This is a genomic window from Mycobacterium sp. NGS66 (genome assembly GCF_059812225.1).
Genome location: NZ_JCALCG010000005.1, coordinates 167714 through 182657 on the forward strand (window position 1 = coordinate 167714; position 14944 = coordinate 182657).

General features: G+C 66.0%; 17 protein-coding genes. 6 read left to right on the forward strand and 11 right to left on the reverse strand.

The window, feature by feature from the left end; genetic code table 11:
• The gene (locus tag AC5Y2L_RS12490; protein ID WP_499934787.1) at positions 1-1437 is read left to right on the forward strand and encodes a cytochrome P450; all 1437 of its coding nucleotides are present in this window, start codon (positions 1-3) and stop codon (positions 1435-1437) included.
• The gene (locus AC5Y2L_RS12495) at positions 1434-2294 is read left to right on the forward strand and encodes an SDR family NAD(P)-dependent oxidoreductase (RefSeq protein ID WP_499934788.1); all 861 of its coding nucleotides are present in this window, start codon (positions 1434-1436) and stop codon (positions 2292-2294) included. The genes AC5Y2L_RS12490 and AC5Y2L_RS12495 overlap by 4 nt, the downstream gene beginning before the upstream one ends.
• 114 nt (positions 2295-2408) lie before the next feature.
• Here the strand turns inward: AC5Y2L_RS12495 and truB are convergent, their stop codons facing one another.
• From truB to pptH, 3 genes are read right to left on the reverse strand one after another with little or no spacing between them, the layout of a single operon-like run.
• Positions 2409-3299 (reverse strand): tRNA pseudouridine(55) synthase TruB, encoded by an 891-nt coding sequence (truB, locus tag AC5Y2L_RS12500; protein ID WP_499934790.1) that lies wholly within the window; start codon positions 3297-3299, stop codon positions 2409-2411.
• On the reverse strand, positions 3296-3976 hold the full coding sequence (pptT, locus tag AC5Y2L_RS12505; protein ID WP_499934791.1) for a 4'-phosphopantetheinyl transferase PptT: 681 nt from the start codon (positions 3974-3976) through the stop codon (positions 3296-3298). Before pptT ends, truB begins: the two co-directional genes overlap by 4 nt.
• The gene (gene pptH, locus AC5Y2L_RS12510; RefSeq protein WP_499934793.1) at positions 3973-4947 is read right to left on the reverse strand and encodes an ACP phosphodiesterase PptH; all 975 of its coding nucleotides are present in this window, start codon (positions 4945-4947) and stop codon (positions 3973-3975) included. The genes pptT and pptH overlap by 4 nt, the downstream gene beginning before the upstream one ends.
• A 134-nt stretch (positions 4948-5081) precedes the next feature.
• On the opposite strand from pptH, the gene AC5Y2L_RS12515 reads away from it, so the two are divergent.
• Together AC5Y2L_RS12515 and AC5Y2L_RS12520 are read left to right on the forward strand one after the other, a co-directional pair.
• Positions 5082-5684, forward strand: coding sequence for a DUF3558 domain-containing protein (locus AC5Y2L_RS12515; RefSeq protein ID WP_499934794.1), 603 nt, complete (start codon positions 5082-5084; stop codon positions 5682-5684).
• 63 nt (positions 5685-5747) lie between these two features.
• A complete protein-coding gene (locus AC5Y2L_RS12520; protein ID WP_499935032.1) occupies positions 5748-7370 on the forward strand; it encodes a CocE/NonD family hydrolase in 1623 nt (540 codons plus the stop codon).
• Here AC5Y2L_RS12520 and AC5Y2L_RS12525 read toward each other — a convergent pair.
• Genes AC5Y2L_RS12525 through AC5Y2L_RS12540 form a run of 4 tightly spaced genes read right to left on the reverse strand, consistent with a single transcriptional unit; the run spans position 7329 to position 8759 of the window.
• Positions 7329-7889 (reverse strand): DUF1802 family protein, encoded by a 561-nt coding sequence (locus AC5Y2L_RS12525; protein ID WP_499934795.1) that lies wholly within the window; start codon positions 7887-7889, stop codon positions 7329-7331. The two genes, AC5Y2L_RS12520 and AC5Y2L_RS12525, sit on opposite strands and share 42 nt — an antisense overlap.
• Entirely contained in the window at positions 7886-8134 is a 249-nt protein-coding gene (locus tag AC5Y2L_RS12530; RefSeq protein WP_499934797.1) for a DUF2277 domain-containing protein, read from the reverse strand. The genes AC5Y2L_RS12525 and AC5Y2L_RS12530 overlap by 4 nt, the downstream gene beginning before the upstream one ends.
• 20 nt (positions 8135-8154) lie before the next feature.
• Positions 8155-8547 carry a type II toxin-antitoxin system VapC family toxin gene (locus AC5Y2L_RS12535; RefSeq protein ID WP_499934798.1) on the reverse strand — a complete coding sequence of 131 codons (393 nt, stop codon included), beginning with the start codon at positions 8545-8547 and terminating at the stop codon, positions 8155-8157.
• Entirely contained in the window at positions 8544-8759 is a 216-nt protein-coding gene (locus AC5Y2L_RS12540) for a type II toxin-antitoxin system Phd/YefM family antitoxin (protein ID WP_499935033.1), read from the reverse strand. Before AC5Y2L_RS12540 ends, AC5Y2L_RS12535 begins: the two co-directional genes overlap by 4 nt.
• Before the next feature lie 57 nt (positions 8760-8816).
• Here AC5Y2L_RS12540 and AC5Y2L_RS12545 point away from each other — a divergent pair, with 57 nt between their 5' ends.
• Both AC5Y2L_RS12545 and AC5Y2L_RS12550 read left to right on the forward strand, forming a co-directional pair.
• Positions 8817-9566: an enoyl-CoA hydratase gene (locus AC5Y2L_RS12545; protein ID WP_499934799.1), complete on the forward strand. Its 750-nt coding sequence runs from the start codon at positions 8817-8819 to the stop codon at positions 9564-9566.
• A gap of 58 nt (positions 9567-9624) precedes the next feature.
• Entirely contained in the window at positions 9625-10815 is a 1191-nt protein-coding gene (locus AC5Y2L_RS12550) for an RtcB family protein (RefSeq protein ID WP_499934801.1), read from the forward strand.
• Between the two features lie 6 nt (positions 10816-10821).
• Here the strand turns inward: AC5Y2L_RS12550 and AC5Y2L_RS12555 are convergent, their stop codons facing one another.
• Genes AC5Y2L_RS12555 through AC5Y2L_RS12570 form a run of 4 tightly spaced genes read right to left on the reverse strand, consistent with a single transcriptional unit; the run spans position 10822 to position 14929 of the window.
• The gene (locus AC5Y2L_RS12555; RefSeq protein WP_499934802.1) at positions 10822-11904 is read right to left on the reverse strand and encodes an ABC transporter ATP-binding protein; all 1083 of its coding nucleotides are present in this window, start codon (positions 11902-11904) and stop codon (positions 10822-10824) included.
• 3 nt (positions 11905-11907) lie between these two features.
• On the reverse strand, positions 11908-13200 hold the full coding sequence (locus AC5Y2L_RS12560; protein WP_499934804.1) for an ABC transporter substrate-binding protein: 1293 nt from the start codon (positions 13198-13200) through the stop codon (positions 11908-11910).
• 2 nt (positions 13201-13202) lie between these two features.
• Positions 13203-14033 (reverse strand): carbohydrate ABC transporter permease, encoded by an 831-nt coding sequence (locus AC5Y2L_RS12565; protein ID WP_499934805.1) that lies wholly within the window; start codon positions 14031-14033, stop codon positions 13203-13205.
• Positions 14030-14929, reverse strand: coding sequence for a carbohydrate ABC transporter permease (locus AC5Y2L_RS12570; protein ID WP_499934807.1), 900 nt, complete (start codon positions 14927-14929; stop codon positions 14030-14032). Before AC5Y2L_RS12570 ends, AC5Y2L_RS12565 begins: the two co-directional genes overlap by 4 nt.
• Between the last annotated feature and the right edge of the window lie 15 nt (positions 14930-14944).

A 14944-nucleotide genomic window follows, 5' to 3' on the forward strand; every position in this document is an offset into this window, starting at 1 on the left:
ATGACTTGTGATTTACGGGCCCAGCGCACTCTGCCCCGGCCGACGGCGTTGCCGCTCAGGGCGGTTCCCCGGCTGCTGCGAGCCGCCCGCCAGGACATGATGCCGGCCTTCAGCGTGCTGTTCGACACGACGGGATCGCCTGCCCGATTGGCGATACCCGGCGTGGTGGACATTGTGCTGGTGGACCGACCCGAAGACGTCGAGCAGGTCTTCCTACGCAAACAGGACGTATACGTCAAGGATCAGGAGTACGACGTGCCCGCTCTGGGGCTACGCCGTGGCCTGGTCACCAGCCGCGGTGAACGCTGGAAGCGCGACCGCGGGATGCTCAATCCGCTGTTCGCTCGCCGACACCTCGAGCCGTTCGCGAACACCATGGTCGATCACGCAAACAGCATGCTTGACGGGTGGTCGGCCCACCCGGACGGTGCCCGGATCGACGTAGCGCACGAAATGATGGTCGTGGCACTGCAGATCGCTGCGGAGACGATGTTCGGAACGCAACTATCCGACGCCGAGGTGGCCATGGTCGGCGAAGGCATCACGCAGGTACTCGAAGACATGCTGCTGGTCGGAAACTCACCGTTCACCTGGCTGCTCCAGGCGCTGCCGGGCATGACCATGGCAGCCGCGGCCGCCGCCCATTGGCGGGCCAGGCGGATAGCGCGTCGCCTTCGCGAACTTGACGCGATCATGGCCGAACGCATCGATCAGCGCGATGCGAGCGACGCGACGCAAGCAGCCGATTTCCTCGGCCTCTTACTCGCCGCTCGGGACGAGACCAGCGGATACGCCCTCAGCCGTGACGAGATCCTTGAGCAGTCGGCGACCTTCCTGGCCGCCGGGCATGAGACCACGGCAACGGCGATGGCCTGGTTCTGGCATCTGATGTCAGTCAATCCGACTGCCCGGAAAAGGATGCTCGACGAAGTCGACAGCACTCTGCAGGGCCGAAGTCCCACCTTCGTCGACGTCGATCGGTTGCCTTGGACCAAGGCGTGTATCTGCGAGGCCATGCGTATCCACCCGCCGGTTTACCTGTCGATGCGGCGAGCCACCGCCGAGGACGACCTGAATGGCTACCGCATCAAGCGCGGCACGATCGTCGTCGTGCTGACCCACCGGCTGCATCGCAATCCCGATACCTGGCCCGAGCCAGAACGTTTCGACCCCACCCGCTTTCTGCCCGGTGCCGGTAGTGACCGGCCCAAGGGGGCATATGTACCGTTCGGGGGCGGTCGCCGGATTTGCATCGGATCTCAGTTCGCGATGATGGAAACCGTTTTGATCGCGGCGCGAACGAGCCAGCGGTTCGTCCTCGATGCGGTGCCGGGCCACTCGGTCGTCGAGGAGGGATTCACCACGCTTCGTCCGAAAGGCGGCCTGCCTATGGTTATTCGGCGCCGGACCGATGCACCGACCGGGGCCGCGGCATGAGCGAACGCCTTGCCGTCAGCGGACGCACGGCGGCGATCAGTGGCGCCGGTTCGGGCATCGGCCGAGCTCTGGCAGTACGCCTGTCCCGGCACGGCTGTCCGCTGGCGCTCAGCGACTGGGACGAGGCCGGGCTCAAGGAGACGACAGGTTTGGTGAGCCCACCGGTGCTCAGCCGTGTGCTCGACGTCCGCGACCGCGATGCGCAGCTGTGTTGGGCCGACGAGGTCGCCGGATGGGCGCCGGCACCGCTGGGCGTCATCGTCAACAACGCCGGCGTGGTGGTCACCCAGTGGGCGGCGCAGGCGGACTACGAAGACGACAAGTGGTTGATGGATATCAACTTCTGGGGCGTCGTCCACGGCACCCGGGCTTTTCTCCCACACCTGGTCAGCCAGGGTTCCGGTGCCATTGTCAACATCTCGAGCATCCTGGGACTGTGCGCCTTTCCCACCCAGAGTGCCTATTGCGCAGCGAAATTCGCGGTTCGCGGGTATACCGAGGCGCTGCGCCAGGAGCTGCACGGGACCGGTGTCCGGGCGATCACCGTCCACCCCGGCGGAGTGCGAACACCCATCACCCGCAAGGGCAGAGTCCGGGTGGATCCGCTGGGGAATCCCGACCTCGAGGCGTTCCACCACGATTTCGAGGCCCTTGCCCGAACGTCTCCGGAGCGGGCCGCCGAGATCATTCATCGCGGTGTTGCGGCTGATCACGCCCGGATCCTGGTCGGTCTCGACGCACGACTGGCCTATCTGGCCGCCACGCTGATGCCGACCCGCTACGCGAACGTCGTGCGCATCATGGCGCCGCTGGCCCGCAGTGCATTACACCGGCTGGGTAGACATGGATATGTGTAGGTCGTAGTCGCGGAGGTCCGGTTCCGCGCTGGGTTGTCGCCGATACGCGTTCGGCGTCCACGGCCACGTCCATAGGCGAGGGGAATGAGCGAGACGGACTTGGATTTGATGCTTTCAAACACCCTCTTGCATCGTCGCGGGGCGGATGACCACCACGGGCTTGGTCCGTGCGCCGTCATCACGCAGCAGCGCAATCACCCGCCCGTCGGGGTCGCACGCGGCGTAGACGCCCTCGATGCCGCCTGGCGCAAGGGAACGCCCGTTGCCGGCCGCCGCGACTTCCTCGGCGGTCAACTCGCGACGCGGAAACAGCAGCAGACAGGCTTCGTCGAGGGTCAGGCTCAGCGCGGGCCGCTCCGCCAGCTCGTCCAGCGAATACGCCTGGTCCAGTGAGAAGCGCCCTACCCGGGTGCGCCGCAGCGACGTCAGATGCCCGCCCACACCGAGCGCCTCGCCGAGATCGCGGGCCAGTGCGCGGATGTACGTGCCCGACGAGCAGTCCACCTCGACGTCCACATCGACCAGTTGGCCCTCGCATCGAAGAGCCATCGGCTCGAACCTCTCGATACGCACCGGCCGCGGCTTCAGCTCGACGGTGTGACCCTCGCGCACCAGCCGGTAGGAGCGGCGGCCGTCGACCTTGATGGCGCTGACCACCGACGGCACTTGCATGATGTCACCACGCAGCCCCGCAATGGCCGCGCCGATCGCCTCGGTGGTCAGGTGTGCGGCCGAAACCGTGTGCAACAGTTGGCCTTCGGCATCCTCAGTGGACGTCGTCTGGCCCAGCCGGATGGTGGCCGCATACGATTTGGGCGCCGCCGTCAGCAGGCCGAGGATCTTGGTGGCGCGGTCGATCCCGATCACCAGCACGCCGGTGGCCATCGGGTCCAGCGTCCCGGCGTGTCCCACGCGGCGAGTACCGAAGATCCGCCTGCACCGCCCCACCACATCGTGGCTCGTCATGCGGGCGGGCTTGTCGACGATGACAAGACCGGCGGTCATAGCACGATGGCGGTCAGCACCAGTTCACGCTCGACCGACCAGCGCCCGCGCAGCGCTGTCAGCGGCGGACCGGACAGCGCGGCACCCTCGATGAGGATCTTGGAGACGAAGTCGCCGGTGTTTCCCCGGCCCGCCGGGTCGACGTCGAAAACGATGTGCGCGTCTTCGAAACCCAGCCAGCGCTTCGTCAACGGGAACCAGACCTTGTACGTTGCTTCCTTGGCGCAGAACAGGATTCGGTCCCAGTGCAGCCCCGCGGGCAGGGCGGCGATTTCGTGGCGTTCCTCGTCGATGGTGATCGCGTCGAGCACGCCGTCGGGCAAGACGTCGTGCGGCTCGGCGTCGATGCCCACCGAGCGCACCGCGCTACTGCGTGCCACCACCGCGCCGCGATATCCGGTGCAGTGGGTGAGGCTGCCCACCACGCCGTCGGGCCAGCACGGTTCGCCCTTGTCGCCCTTGAGGATCGGCACCGGCGGCAGGCCGAGCTCACCCAGCGCGATCCGGGCGCAGTGGCGGGCGGTGATGAACTCGTTGCGCCGCTTGGCAACCGACTTGGCGATCAACGGCTCCTCTTCGGGCAGCGGGGACAGCCCGGGCGGGTCGGTGTACAGCTCCGCGTACGCCATGTCTCGCACGTCGGGCAGCACGGCTGACACCAGCATGCCGGCCGTCATCGAGATTGCCGCTGCCGCAACCGTTCCCGGAACTGGGCCGCCTGCGCCCGCATCTCGGGAGTGATCACGAAGTGCCCGCCGAAGTCGTTGAGATAACCGGGCGCATATTGCGGATCCGGCAACACCTGCCGCAGCCAGCTGTACGGCTTGCGTCGCCGCCACTCGCGCGGATAGCCCACCGACACCTCCTCGAATCGCACGTCGTCGTACCAGGTGGTGCGGGGAATGTGTAAGTGGCCGTAGACCGAGCAGACGGCGTTGTACCGGGTGTGCCAGTCGGCTGTCTTGGTGGTTCCGCACCACAGCGAGAACTCCGGATAGAACAACGCGTCGCAGGGCTCGCGTACCAGCGGAAAGTGATTGACCAGCACCGTCGGTGTCATCCAGTCCAGCTGTTCGAGGCGGGCGCGGGTGCTGGCCACCCGCTCCCGGCACCACGCCTCGCGGGTGTGGTACGGCTCCGGCGAGAGCAGGAACTCGTCGGTGGCCAGCACGTTGCGCTGGCGTGCGATGGCCATACCCTCGGCTTTGCTGGTCGCCCCCTGCGGCAGAAAGCTGTAGTCGTAGAGCAAGAACATCGGCACGATGGTGGCCGGGCCGCCGCGCTCGGTCCACACCGGAAACGGGTGCTCGGGCGTGACCACACCCATCTCGTCGCACATGTTGACCAGGTACTCGTACCGCGCCCGGCCGAAGATCTGGTTCGGGTCACGGCTGGTGGTCCACAGCTCGTGGTTGCCCGGCACCCAGATCACCTTGGCGAACCGCCGCCGCAGCAGGTCCAGCGTCCAGCGAATCTCGTCGGTGCGTTCGGCAACGTCACCGGCCACGATCAGCCAATCGTCCGGCGACGACGGGTTCAGCGACTCGGCGACGGGTTTGTTGCCGGTGTGACCGGTGTGCAGGTCGGAGATCGCCCACAACGTCGGCTGCCCGCCGTTGGTCAACCGCCGCCCTGGTTCTTGCCCCACGGATAACCACCCTAACGACCGGCCGCAGCAACACCGGCACGCTAGCCGGGCCGGCACGAGTTCTGGTTTCACTGTGACGGCGAGCAACCGACTTGTATAGTCCGGGCAAAGGACCGCCGATCGCAGGGGGTGTCGTGTTAACCAGGGTGCGACTGATCGGAGCGCTCGGCGCGGTAGTGGCAGCGGTCCTGGTGGGGACGGTGAGCTGGCAGGGCGCCCCGACCGCGACGGGTGGACGCGGGCCGGTCCAACTACGGTCCACCGCGCAGCCGATCAGAACCCCGATGCCGGTGGAAACCACCATGAAGAGCCCCATCGTGGCAACCACCGACCCCCGCCCGTTCGACGCGTGTGAGGACATCCCGTTCGATGTTGTGCAGCGGCTGGGACTGGCGTTCACGCCACCCGAGCACGAAGACGGGCTGCGCTGCCACTTCGACGCGGGCAACTATCAGCTGGCCGTGGAACCGATCGTTTGGCGTACGTACGAGCAGACGTTGCCGGCCGACGCGCTCGAAACCACCATCCAAGGGCACCGCGCCGCCCAGTACTGGGTGATGAAGCCCACCTATCACAACAGCTTCTGGTTCTTCTCCTGCATGGTTGCCTTCAAGACCAGCTACGGGGTGCTCCAGCAGGCGTTGTACTTCTCGACGGTGTACTCGAACCCCGAGGTCGACTGCATGTCCACCAACCTGCAGCGCGCAAACGACCTCGTCCCGTTCTACAAGTTCTGAGTCCTCCCGGCTGCTGTGCAGGTTCGGGCGCGCAACTTGACGAAGAGGGCCCGCGACGCCGCGATGGGCCGGCTGTTGGGGTTGCCGCGCGCGACCAACCGCTACACAGTGCGCAGCGTCCGCATTCCCATGCGCGACGGCGTCGAGCTGGTAGCCGACCACTACGTCCCGGCCACCGCCCGCCCCCGCGGCATCCTGTTGGCGCGCGGACCCTACGGGCGTGAGTTTCCGTTCTCGCTGATGTTCGGCCGGCTGTATGCCGCCCGCGGATACCACGTGGTGCTGCAGAGCGCGCGGGGGACGTTCGGGTCGGGCGGCGTATTCGAGCCCCTGGTGAACGAGGCCGCCGACGGCCACGACACGGTCGAGTGGCTGCGTGAACAACCCTGGTTCACCGGCCGATTCGGCACGGTCGGACTGTCGTACCTGGGCTTCACCCAGTGGGCACTGCTGCAGGATCCGCCGCCCGAGCTCGCCGCGTCCGTCATCACGGTGGGTCCGCATGATTTCGGGGAAGCGGTGTGGGGCACCGGTTCCTTCGCGGTCAACGATTGCCTGAGTTGGTGCGACCTGGTGTGCCACCAGGAAGACCCGCATCAGCTCCGCGCCAGGATCCGGTTGATGACGGCGCCGCGCAGGGTGGAACGCACGATCCGCGAGCTGCCGATCGGCACGTCGGCCCGCAGGATGCTGGGCGCGGGCGCACCTTGGTTCGAGACGTGGATCGAACATCCCGGCGCCGACGACCCGTTCTGGAACCCGATGCAATGCTCCGCGGCACTGGACCGGGTGCAGGTGCCGGTGCTGTTGCAGAGCGGCTGGCAAGACATCTTCCTGCGCCAAACCCTCGAGCAGTACCGGCGCTTGCGCAGCCGCGGGGTCGACGCCGCCCTGACCATCGGGCCCTGGGCACACGTCGACATGGTCTTCGCGGCGCTGCCCATCACCATCCGCGAATCACTGGACTGGCTGGATGCCCACCTGGGTGACGCGCTGACGATTCGGCGCAGCAGCGCCGTGCGCGTGTTCGTCAACAATCAGGGCTGGCGCGACTTGCCCGACTGGCCACCGGCCACCACCGATTACATCCTGTACCTGCAGCCCGGCGCCGCCCTCGGCGAGACCGCTCCGCAGCCGCACGCCGCACCCGCGACGTTTCGGTACGACCCTGCCGACCCGACGCCCACCACCGGCGGCCCGTTGCTGTCCCCACGCGGCGGTTACCGCAACGACACCCGGCTGGCTGCCCGCCCCGACGTGCTCGCCTTCACCAGCGCCACTCTCACCGAGGACCTGCCGGTGTACGGCAGCCCCGTCGTCGAGTTGGAGCACACCTCGGACAATCCGCACGTCGACCTGTTCGTCCGGGTCAGTGAGGTCGATGCGAAAGGCCGGTCACGCAACGTCAGCGACTGCTATCGGCGGCCGGATCCCGGGGAACGGCTCGTCAGCCTTGAACTCGACGCCACCGCGCACCGGTTCCGGGCCGGCTCCCGGATCCGGGTGTTGGTGGCCGGTAGCTGGTTCCCGCGCTACGCGCGCAATCTGGGTACCGACGAGCCCCTGCTGACGGCCCGGCACGTGCAGACGGTCACCCATTCGGTGCACTTCGGACGTTCTCGGCTGGTGCTGCCGGTCGACAGGTCAGCCGACGGCGTCGCGGACCCGGGCGGCGACTTGCGCTAGCGTCGCGTCGCCGTATATCGGCGCCCCCAAGGCGGGTTCGACGGGCAGCTGCACCCAGCTGGCGCAGCCGGCGTATTCCGGGGTGCGGACGACTCGAACCGGCTCGAGCAGCGGAATGGCCTGCACGATCAGCACGGCCAGTTTGTGCTTCGGCCGGAAGTCGAGCCGGTCGGCGCGCACCGACTCGGCGGTCCAGATGTGCAGATCCTCGATTTCCGGTAGGCCGTCTGGCCGGTTAATGTCAAGTGCGGCAACGACTTTCGCGGCGGCACGCAGCGTCACGTGCTCGTCGGTGCTGTCCGCGGCAGCCGCGGACAGCAGGTCACGGTGTTCGGGCCGGACGCGCTGCGCGTGGCTGTGCGCGACCGTCGGGAACAACAGGAACTCGCGGGCGGCCACTTCGAATCGCTTCTCGTGGATGCCGCCCTTGCGCAGCAGGATCTGCTGACGGCCGTCGAGCAGCGCGTGCACCGCCGCGCTCCACTCCTTGAGCGCGGGTGCGGTCGCGACCTGCGTCATCCGGTGGCCAGCCGGCGCAACGGCGGCACGGACTTGGGGGGCTGGCGTCGCGGCGGCAGGGCTTGCAGCAACCGCGTCGTGGTCGCGGTGACCTCGGCGACGGCTGCCTCGAACGCCTCGGCGTTGGCGGCCGACGGGCGGGTGATGCCGCTGACCTTGCGCACATACTGTCGCGCCGCCGCCGCGATCTCCTCGGGCGTGGCCGCGGGCTGCAATCCGCGCAGTTCGGTGATGTTTCGGCACATGGGTTTCACGATAGGCGCAACTACCAAACAGTGACCGGACGCGGATGCCGATGATTTCGGAGCCGCTTGTCCTTGGTCACCAATCGCCAGCCGTGTTCGACCGCGGTGGCATAGATCAACCGGTCGGCCGGGTCGCCGGGGAACGATGAGGGAAGGTCAACCGCGGTCGCAGCCACGGATGGTGTGATGCCGACGGTGCGCAGGTGGCTGGCGAGTTGCTGCAACCAGGACCGAACTGGGATTGTCAATCGAATGCGCTCGTGATGGGCAAGCCAGGCTAACTCGAACCAGGTGATCGCGGCGACGGCAAGTTCGTCGGCCTGTTCGACGGCGTGCGCTGCGGCCTGGCTGAGCCGGTGCGGCTCGGCCGACCACCAATGCGCTACGTGTGTGTCCAGCAGCAGCGTTGTCATGAAGCGTTCCAGGAAACCCCCGTGGTGAAGAGTTCGTCGTCGTCGGCGGTCGTCATGGCCACCCCGGACAGCCGGCCCTTCAATGGATGAGATCCGGTCGCTGACACCAGCCGGGCTACCGTGCGGCCATGCTTGGTGATCTCGATTTCCTCACCCTCCGCGACCTCGTCAAGTAAGGCGAGAATTCTTGCCTTCACCTCGGTAGCGGTCATAATTCTGGTCATATGGCAAGCATACTGGTCTTGTCGAGCCTGGCTACGGTTGCCGCTATGACCGACGACATCCTGCTGATCGCCACCGACGAACGGGTTCGCACGCTGACCCTCAACCGGCCACAATCCCGCAATGCGCTGTCCGCGGCGCTGCGCGACCGGTTCTTCGGCGCGCTGGCCGACGCGGAGAGCGACGACAGCGTGGACGTCGTCATCGTCACCGGCGCCGACCCGGTGTTCTGCGCCGGACTGGACCTCAAGGAACTGGGCGGACAAACGGCGTTGCCGGATATCTCGCCGCGCTGGCCGGCGATGACGAAACCGGTGATCGGCGCCGTCAACGGCGCCGCGGTCACCGGTGGACTGGAGCTGGTCCTGTACTGCGACATCGTCATCGCGTCGGAGCAGGCACGGTTCGCCGACACCCACGCCCGGGTCGGGCTGCTACCCACCTGGGGGCTGAGTGTTCGGCTACCGCAGAAGGTCGGGGTCGGCCTGGCCAGGCGGATGAGCCTGACCGGGGACTATCTATCCGCCGCCGATGCGCTGCGGGCCGGCCTGGTCACCGAGGTGGTGCCGCACGACCAGCTGCTGACCGCCGCGCGTCAGGTGGCGACGACCATCGTCGGCAACAACCAGAACGCGGTGCGGGCGTTGCTGGCGTCATACCATCGCATCGACGAGTCACAGACCAGTGCGGGCCTGTGGCTGGAAGCCATGGCGGCCAGGCAATTCCGGACCAGCGGCGACGACATCGCGGCCAACCGCGAGGCCGTGCTGCAGCGTGGGCGGTCGCAGGTGCGCTAGGCGGAGCCGGGAAAAATTCGGAAGCTTTCCTGCTGGCTGCGCGCCATGATTGGTTGTTATGAAGCGCGACTTGGCTGTCCCAGGGCACAAGTTGCTCAACTTCGCCTCACAGATCGACGAGGGAACGATCGAGCAGGCCAAGCAAACCGCCTCGATGCCGTTCGTGTATCCGCACGTGGCGCTGATGCCGGACGCTCACGTCGGGAAGGGCTCGGCGGTGGGAACGGTGATCCCCACCCTGGGTGCGGTGATCCCCGCCGCGGTGGGCGTGGACATCGGGTGCGGCATGATCGCCGCGCGCACCAGGTACACCAAGGACGACATTGCCGATCTGCCGCTCGGGAAACTACGCGCGTCCATCGAAGCTGCCATTCCGATGAGCAAGGGCGGTTACAACGACCGGGCGGACCGCTTCGATTTCACTGCAGCACGCATCGAATCCCTTGAACGCCAGGCAGACTCGGGCAGAGTCGACCTGCGACACTCCCCTAACTGGCGCCTTCAGCTCGGCACCCTCGGCGGCGGCAACCACTTCATCGAGCTGTGCCTGGACAACAACGATCACGTCTGGATGTTCCTGCATTCCGGCAGCCGCGGCGTCGGCAACCGGATCGCCAACCGTCACATCAAGATAGCCCAGCAGCTGATGGCCCAGTTCTGGATCAAGCTGCCGAACCCGGACCTGGCGTACCTGCCGCAGGGCACGCGTGAGTTCACCAGCTACATCAACGAATTGAAGTGGGCCCAGGCGTTCGCGCTGGCCAACCGCGCCGAGATGATGGACCGCTTCCGGCAGGTGCTCGCCGATTGGATGGGCGACGACCCCGCCGCCATCGAGGTGGACCGGGTGAATTGCCACCATAACTATTCGACGGTGGAAAACCATGGCGGCAAGGACGTCTGGATTACCCGCAAGGGGGCGATCAACGCCAACAAGGGTGTGCGGGCGGTCATTCCGGGCAGCATGGGCACCCGCTCCTACATCGTCACCGGCCTCGGGAACAAGGCCGGGCTGTGCAGCGCCCCGCACGGGGCGGGCCGGCGGTTTTCTCGCACCGAGGCCCGAAGACGCTTCACCGCCGACGATCTCGCGCGGGCGATGCAGGGCATCGAGTACCGCCACGGCAGTGCATGGGTCGACGAGATCCCCGCGGCGTACAAGGACATCGACGTGGTGATGGACGATGCACGGGAGCTGGTGAGGATCGACTTCGAGCTGCGCCAAATACTCAACGTGAAAGGCGAGTGACCGTATTCACCGAATACGGTTTCCGGTTTGGGCGTCGAAGAAGCAGATTTCGCGTGGGTGCGGCAGGATCGACAATGATTCGCCTACGCTCACCGCTGTCCGGCGGTCGGTGCGAAACACGATGCGGTTGGCGCGCGACGACCACCCCTCTTGCTCGACGGGGGTTGCGTAGACGAAGGATTCGAACCCCAGCTCCTCGACCAATTCGACGATTACCGGCAAGGCTCCCGGGGCGCCCGGAGGGAACACATCCCAGGACTCCGGGCGAACGCCGACCAGCAGACGCTGCGCCGCCCCGCGGGGAACCGGTATCGCGAAATCGGGAGATTTCACCAGCCCGTCGGCCACCGTCGCGTCGATCAGGTTCATGGCCGGCGCGCCGATGAACGTCGCGACGAACGTGTTGACCGGGTCGTCGTAGAGCGCACGCGGTGTGTCAACCTGCTGCAGCACACCGTCTTTGAGCACCGCGACCCGATCACCCATCGTCATCGCCTCCACTTGATCGTGGGTGACGTAGACGGTGGTGGTACCCAGCCGTCGCTGCAATCCCGAGATCTGCGATCGGGTGCTCACCCGCAGCTTGGCATCGAGATTCGACAGCGGCTCGTCCATGCAGAACACCTGAGGCCGTCGCACGATAGCGCGTCCCATCGCCACCCGTTGCCGCTGCCCGCCGGAGAGCTTCGCCGGCTTACGGTCAAGCAAGTCGGTCAGTTCCAGCATGTCGGCGACTTCGAGCACGCGTTGTCGGGTATCCGCGCGGGAGACGCCGGCGTTGCGCAACGCGAACCCCATGTTGGCCGCCACCGTCATGTTCGGGTAGAGCGCATAGTTTTGGAACACCATGGCGACGTCGCGCGCACGCGGCGGAAGGTGCGTCACGTCCACGTCGCCGATGGTGATGCGGCCGCTGGCAACCGATTCCAGACCGGCCAGCATCCGCAGCGTGGTGGACTTGCCGCACCCGGACGGGCCGACCAGCACCAGAAACTCGCCGTCGGCGATGTCGAGGTCCAAGTTGTCCACCGCCGGCGCGTCGGCGCCGGGATAGCGGTGGGTGACTGCGGCATACTGCACTCTGGCCATCGGCTACACCGGCAACTTCCGCTTGATCTGGCGGTCGTAGATGACTTGTAACTGTCTGTTGATGGCCGTGAATGTCGTGCTCACGTCAGATCCCTTCAGTCCGATGGATTCCAGCCCCGCCGAGATGATGCGATCCCCGCCGGGCAGGAAAACGCGGGCGTAGTCCTGCGGGCGGGTGTGCGGGAGCTGATCCAGCGCCACCCGGGCACGTGGATTGTCCGCCAGGTACTTCTGCTCGACGGGGTCGTCGACGGCCGACTTTCGCACCGCCAGGTATCCGGTGTGCTGGCTGAAATATGCGGTGTTCTGCGGGCTGGTGATGAAGCCAATGAACTTGAGCGCGTTGCGCTTTCGCTCTTCGGACAACTTTGCCGGAATGGCCAGCCCCGCTCCGCCGGTCGGGCATGCGGGTGCTCCGCCGGGTCCGGTGGGCAGCGGTGCGGCACCGAAATCGAACCGGGCGGCGGCGGTGATGCCCATCAGGGCGCCGGTCGACGCCACCGCCGAGGCCAGTATGCCGGTGGCGAATTCATTGGCGAGGTCGTGGGCGATTGCGGCGTAACCCTTGCCGTGGATGGAATTTCGCAGGAAGTTGCCCGCCGATATGGTATTCGCATCAGTGAACTTCAGTGCCCACTTGTCCGAGTATGCGCCCCCGAATGACCAGTTCGGTCCTTCGAACGTCCACGAGATCCCCTGGGCGTTGGCCCAACCGTGCGCCCACCTTCCGGCGCCGGCGACCCGCTGCAGCTGCGGGCCCCATTCGTCGAACTCTTGCCAGGACTGCGGACCCCGGTCAGGCAATCCGGCCCGGCCCCACACGTCTTTGTTGTAGTAGAACAGCGGCGTCGAGCGCGCATACGGCAGCGCATAGTGTTTTCCGTGGAATTCGAAGTCCCCGAGTAGCGAGTCCACGTAGTCCGCTGCGTCCACCCCGACTTCGCCGAAAAGATCATCCAGTGGGGTGAGGACACCGCTGAGAGCGAAGTGGAACCACCAGATATCGTCCAGCACAACAACATCGGGCACATCCGTGCCGATGAGCGCCGCGTTGAATTTCTGTGCCACTTCGTCGTAGTCCTTGCCGGCGTCGATCAGCTTGACCTCCAGACCGGGAAACTGGCCCTGAAAACGGCCGATCAGCTCTCTTTCGACGGCGCTGGATTGGCCGGGATGATTGGACCAGAACGCGATCGGCCCCGACCCTGATTTGATCCCACTGCTACCGCCCATCCCTGCACAACCGGTCGCCAACCCTGCTAACGCAAGGAACGCTCTGCGACTCAGCTCGGCCATGGCTATCCCTTGACCGCGCCGGACGTGAGGCCCTTGATCATCTGTCGCTGCAAGACGATGAAGATCAGCAGGATGGGCAGCATCGCGAGCAGCGTTACCGCCATCACCGGTCCCCAATTCGTCACGCCCTCGGCCTGCTGCAGGAAGGTCAGGCCCACCGGCAGCGGCGCCACCGATTCGTCGTCGGACATCAAGAACGGCCAAAGGTATTCGTTCCATTCGTTCACGACGGTGATGATGCCGAAAGCCACCATCGTGGGCCCGGACATCGGCAACACCACCCGCAGCAGCAGCTGCCACCAACGGGCTCCGTCCATCTCGGCCGCTTCGACGACTTCCGCGGGCAGCGAGAGAAAGTGGTTGCGCATCAGGAAGGTTCCGAAAGCCACACCGGCCAGCGGCAGGATGATGCCGGGAAAGGTGTTGCGCAAACCTACCTGAGAGATCAAGGCGTAGTTGGAGATAACGGTGATCTGGTTCGGAACCATCAGCGCGGCGATGATCAACAGGAACACCGCGTTGCGGCCCGGAAATCGCACGAACACCAGCCCGAAGGCGCTGAGCACACCGAGCACGAACTTCACCGCCGCCAGCACCGACGTGATGATCACCGAGTTGCGCAGGAACGTCCAGAACGGGATCTGCCCGGTGGCCGTCCGGTAGTTCTGCGGGTGCCAATGCGGCGGCCACCAGGTGGTCGGCTGCGAATAAATGTCGGGCTGGTTCTTGAACGAGGTGAAGAAGACGAACGTCAGCGGCCCGGCGATCAGCGCGACCACGAGCAGCATCGCCGCGTAGCCGAGCAGCCGTGCCGCCCTGCGGGTCCCGTTCATTGGCGCTGCTCTCGATCCATCACCCGCACCTGGTAGTACGTGATGGCCAGTAGGACAAGGAACATGATGGTGGCGACCGTGGCGCCATACCCGGCCCGGAAGTTGCGGAACGTCTCCAAATACACCTGGAACACCATCGTCGTGGTGCCGGTGCCCAGCGGCCCGCCGCGGGTCATGACGTTGATGACGTCGAACACCTGCAACGAGTTGATCAGCACGGTGATGGACAGGAAGAACGTGGTCGGGCGCAGTTGCGGCAGCAGGACTCGGCGAAACGTGGCCCACCGGCTGGCGCCGTCGATTTCGGCCGCCTCCAACAGGTCTCGACGCACACCTTGTAATGCGGCGAGGTAGATGACGAACGTGTAGCCGAGGTTCTTCCACACGTAGGTGACCGTCACCATGAACAACGCCCAGTGCGGGTCTTGATAGAAGTCGGGCACGCCGGCGCCCATGCGATGCAACAGATCTTGGATGAGACCGAAGTGCGGGTCGAAGACGAACTGGGCCGCCAGTCCGACCGCGGCACCGGAGATGACAAACGGCGCGAACACGGTCGAGCGCACCAGGTTTCGCCCGCGCAGCGGCTGATCGAGCAGCATCGCCAGCACCAGCCCCAGCACCATCGAGCCGATGACGGCCGCCGCCGTGAACACGACGGTGTTGACGACGATCTGGCGGGTATCCGAGCGGGTGAACCACTCCGCGTAATTGGACAGTCCGACGAACTGCGCGCTGGGATCCGAGATGTTCCAGTCGAAGAACGACAGCCGGATGTTGTCGACCAGTGGGCGGTAGATGAACACCAGCAGCAGCGCCACATTGGGGCCCACCAGGAGGGCGAACAACGCGTAGTCACGCCAGGAACGGTGCCGTGTCCGTCGCGTCACCGTCACCGGCGCAGTGTATCT

Bases quoted from the DNA above. Each gene is read 5' to 3' on its own strand.
- AC5Y2L_RS12490 (WP_499934787.1), top strand. From the start codon at position 1: ATGACTTGTGATTTACGGGCCCAGCGCACTCTGCCCCGGCCGACGGCG.
- AC5Y2L_RS12495 (WP_499934788.1), top strand. From the start codon at position 1,434: ATGAGCGAACGCCTTGCCGTCAGCGGACGCACGGCGGCGATCAGTGGC.
- truB (WP_499934790.1), bottom strand. From the start codon at position 3,299: ATGACCGCCGGTCTTGTCATCGTCGACAAGCCCGCCCGCATGACGAGC.
- pptT (WP_499934791.1), bottom strand. From the start codon at position 3,976: ATGACGGCCGGCATGCTGGTGTCAGCCGTGCTGCCCGACGTGCGAGAC.
- AC5Y2L_RS12520 (WP_499935032.1), top strand. From the start codon at position 5,748: ATGGGCCGGCTGTTGGGGTTGCCGCGCGCGACCAACCGCTACACAGTG.
- AC5Y2L_RS12525 (WP_499934795.1), bottom strand. From the start codon at position 7,889: ATGACGCAGGTCGCGACCGCACCCGCGCTCAAGGAGTGGAGCGCGGCG.
- AC5Y2L_RS12530 (WP_499934797.1), bottom strand. From the start codon at position 8,134: ATGTGCCGAAACATCACCGAACTGCGCGGATTGCAGCCCGCGGCCACG.
- AC5Y2L_RS12535 (WP_499934798.1), bottom strand. From the start codon at position 8,547: ATGACAACGCTGCTGCTGGACACACACGTAGCGCATTGGTGGTCGGCC.
- AC5Y2L_RS12540 (WP_499935033.1), bottom strand. From the start codon at position 8,759: ATGACCGCTACCGAGGTGAAGGCAAGAATTCTCGCCTTACTTGACGAG.
- AC5Y2L_RS12545 (WP_499934799.1), top strand. From the start codon at position 8,817: ATGACCGACGACATCCTGCTGATCGCCACCGACGAACGGGTTCGCACG.
- AC5Y2L_RS12550 (WP_499934801.1), top strand. From the start codon at position 9,625: ATGAAGCGCGACTTGGCTGTCCCAGGGCACAAGTTGCTCAACTTCGCC.
- AC5Y2L_RS12555 (WP_499934802.1), bottom strand. From the start codon at position 11,904: ATGGCCAGAGTGCAGTATGCCGCAGTCACCCACCGCTATCCCGGCGCC.
- AC5Y2L_RS12560 (WP_499934804.1), bottom strand. From the start codon at position 13,200: ATGGCCGAGCTGAGTCGCAGAGCGTTCCTTGCGTTAGCAGGGTTGGCG.
- AC5Y2L_RS12565 (WP_499934805.1), bottom strand. From the start codon at position 14,033: ATGAACGGGACCCGCAGGGCGGCACGGCTGCTCGGCTACGCGGCGATG.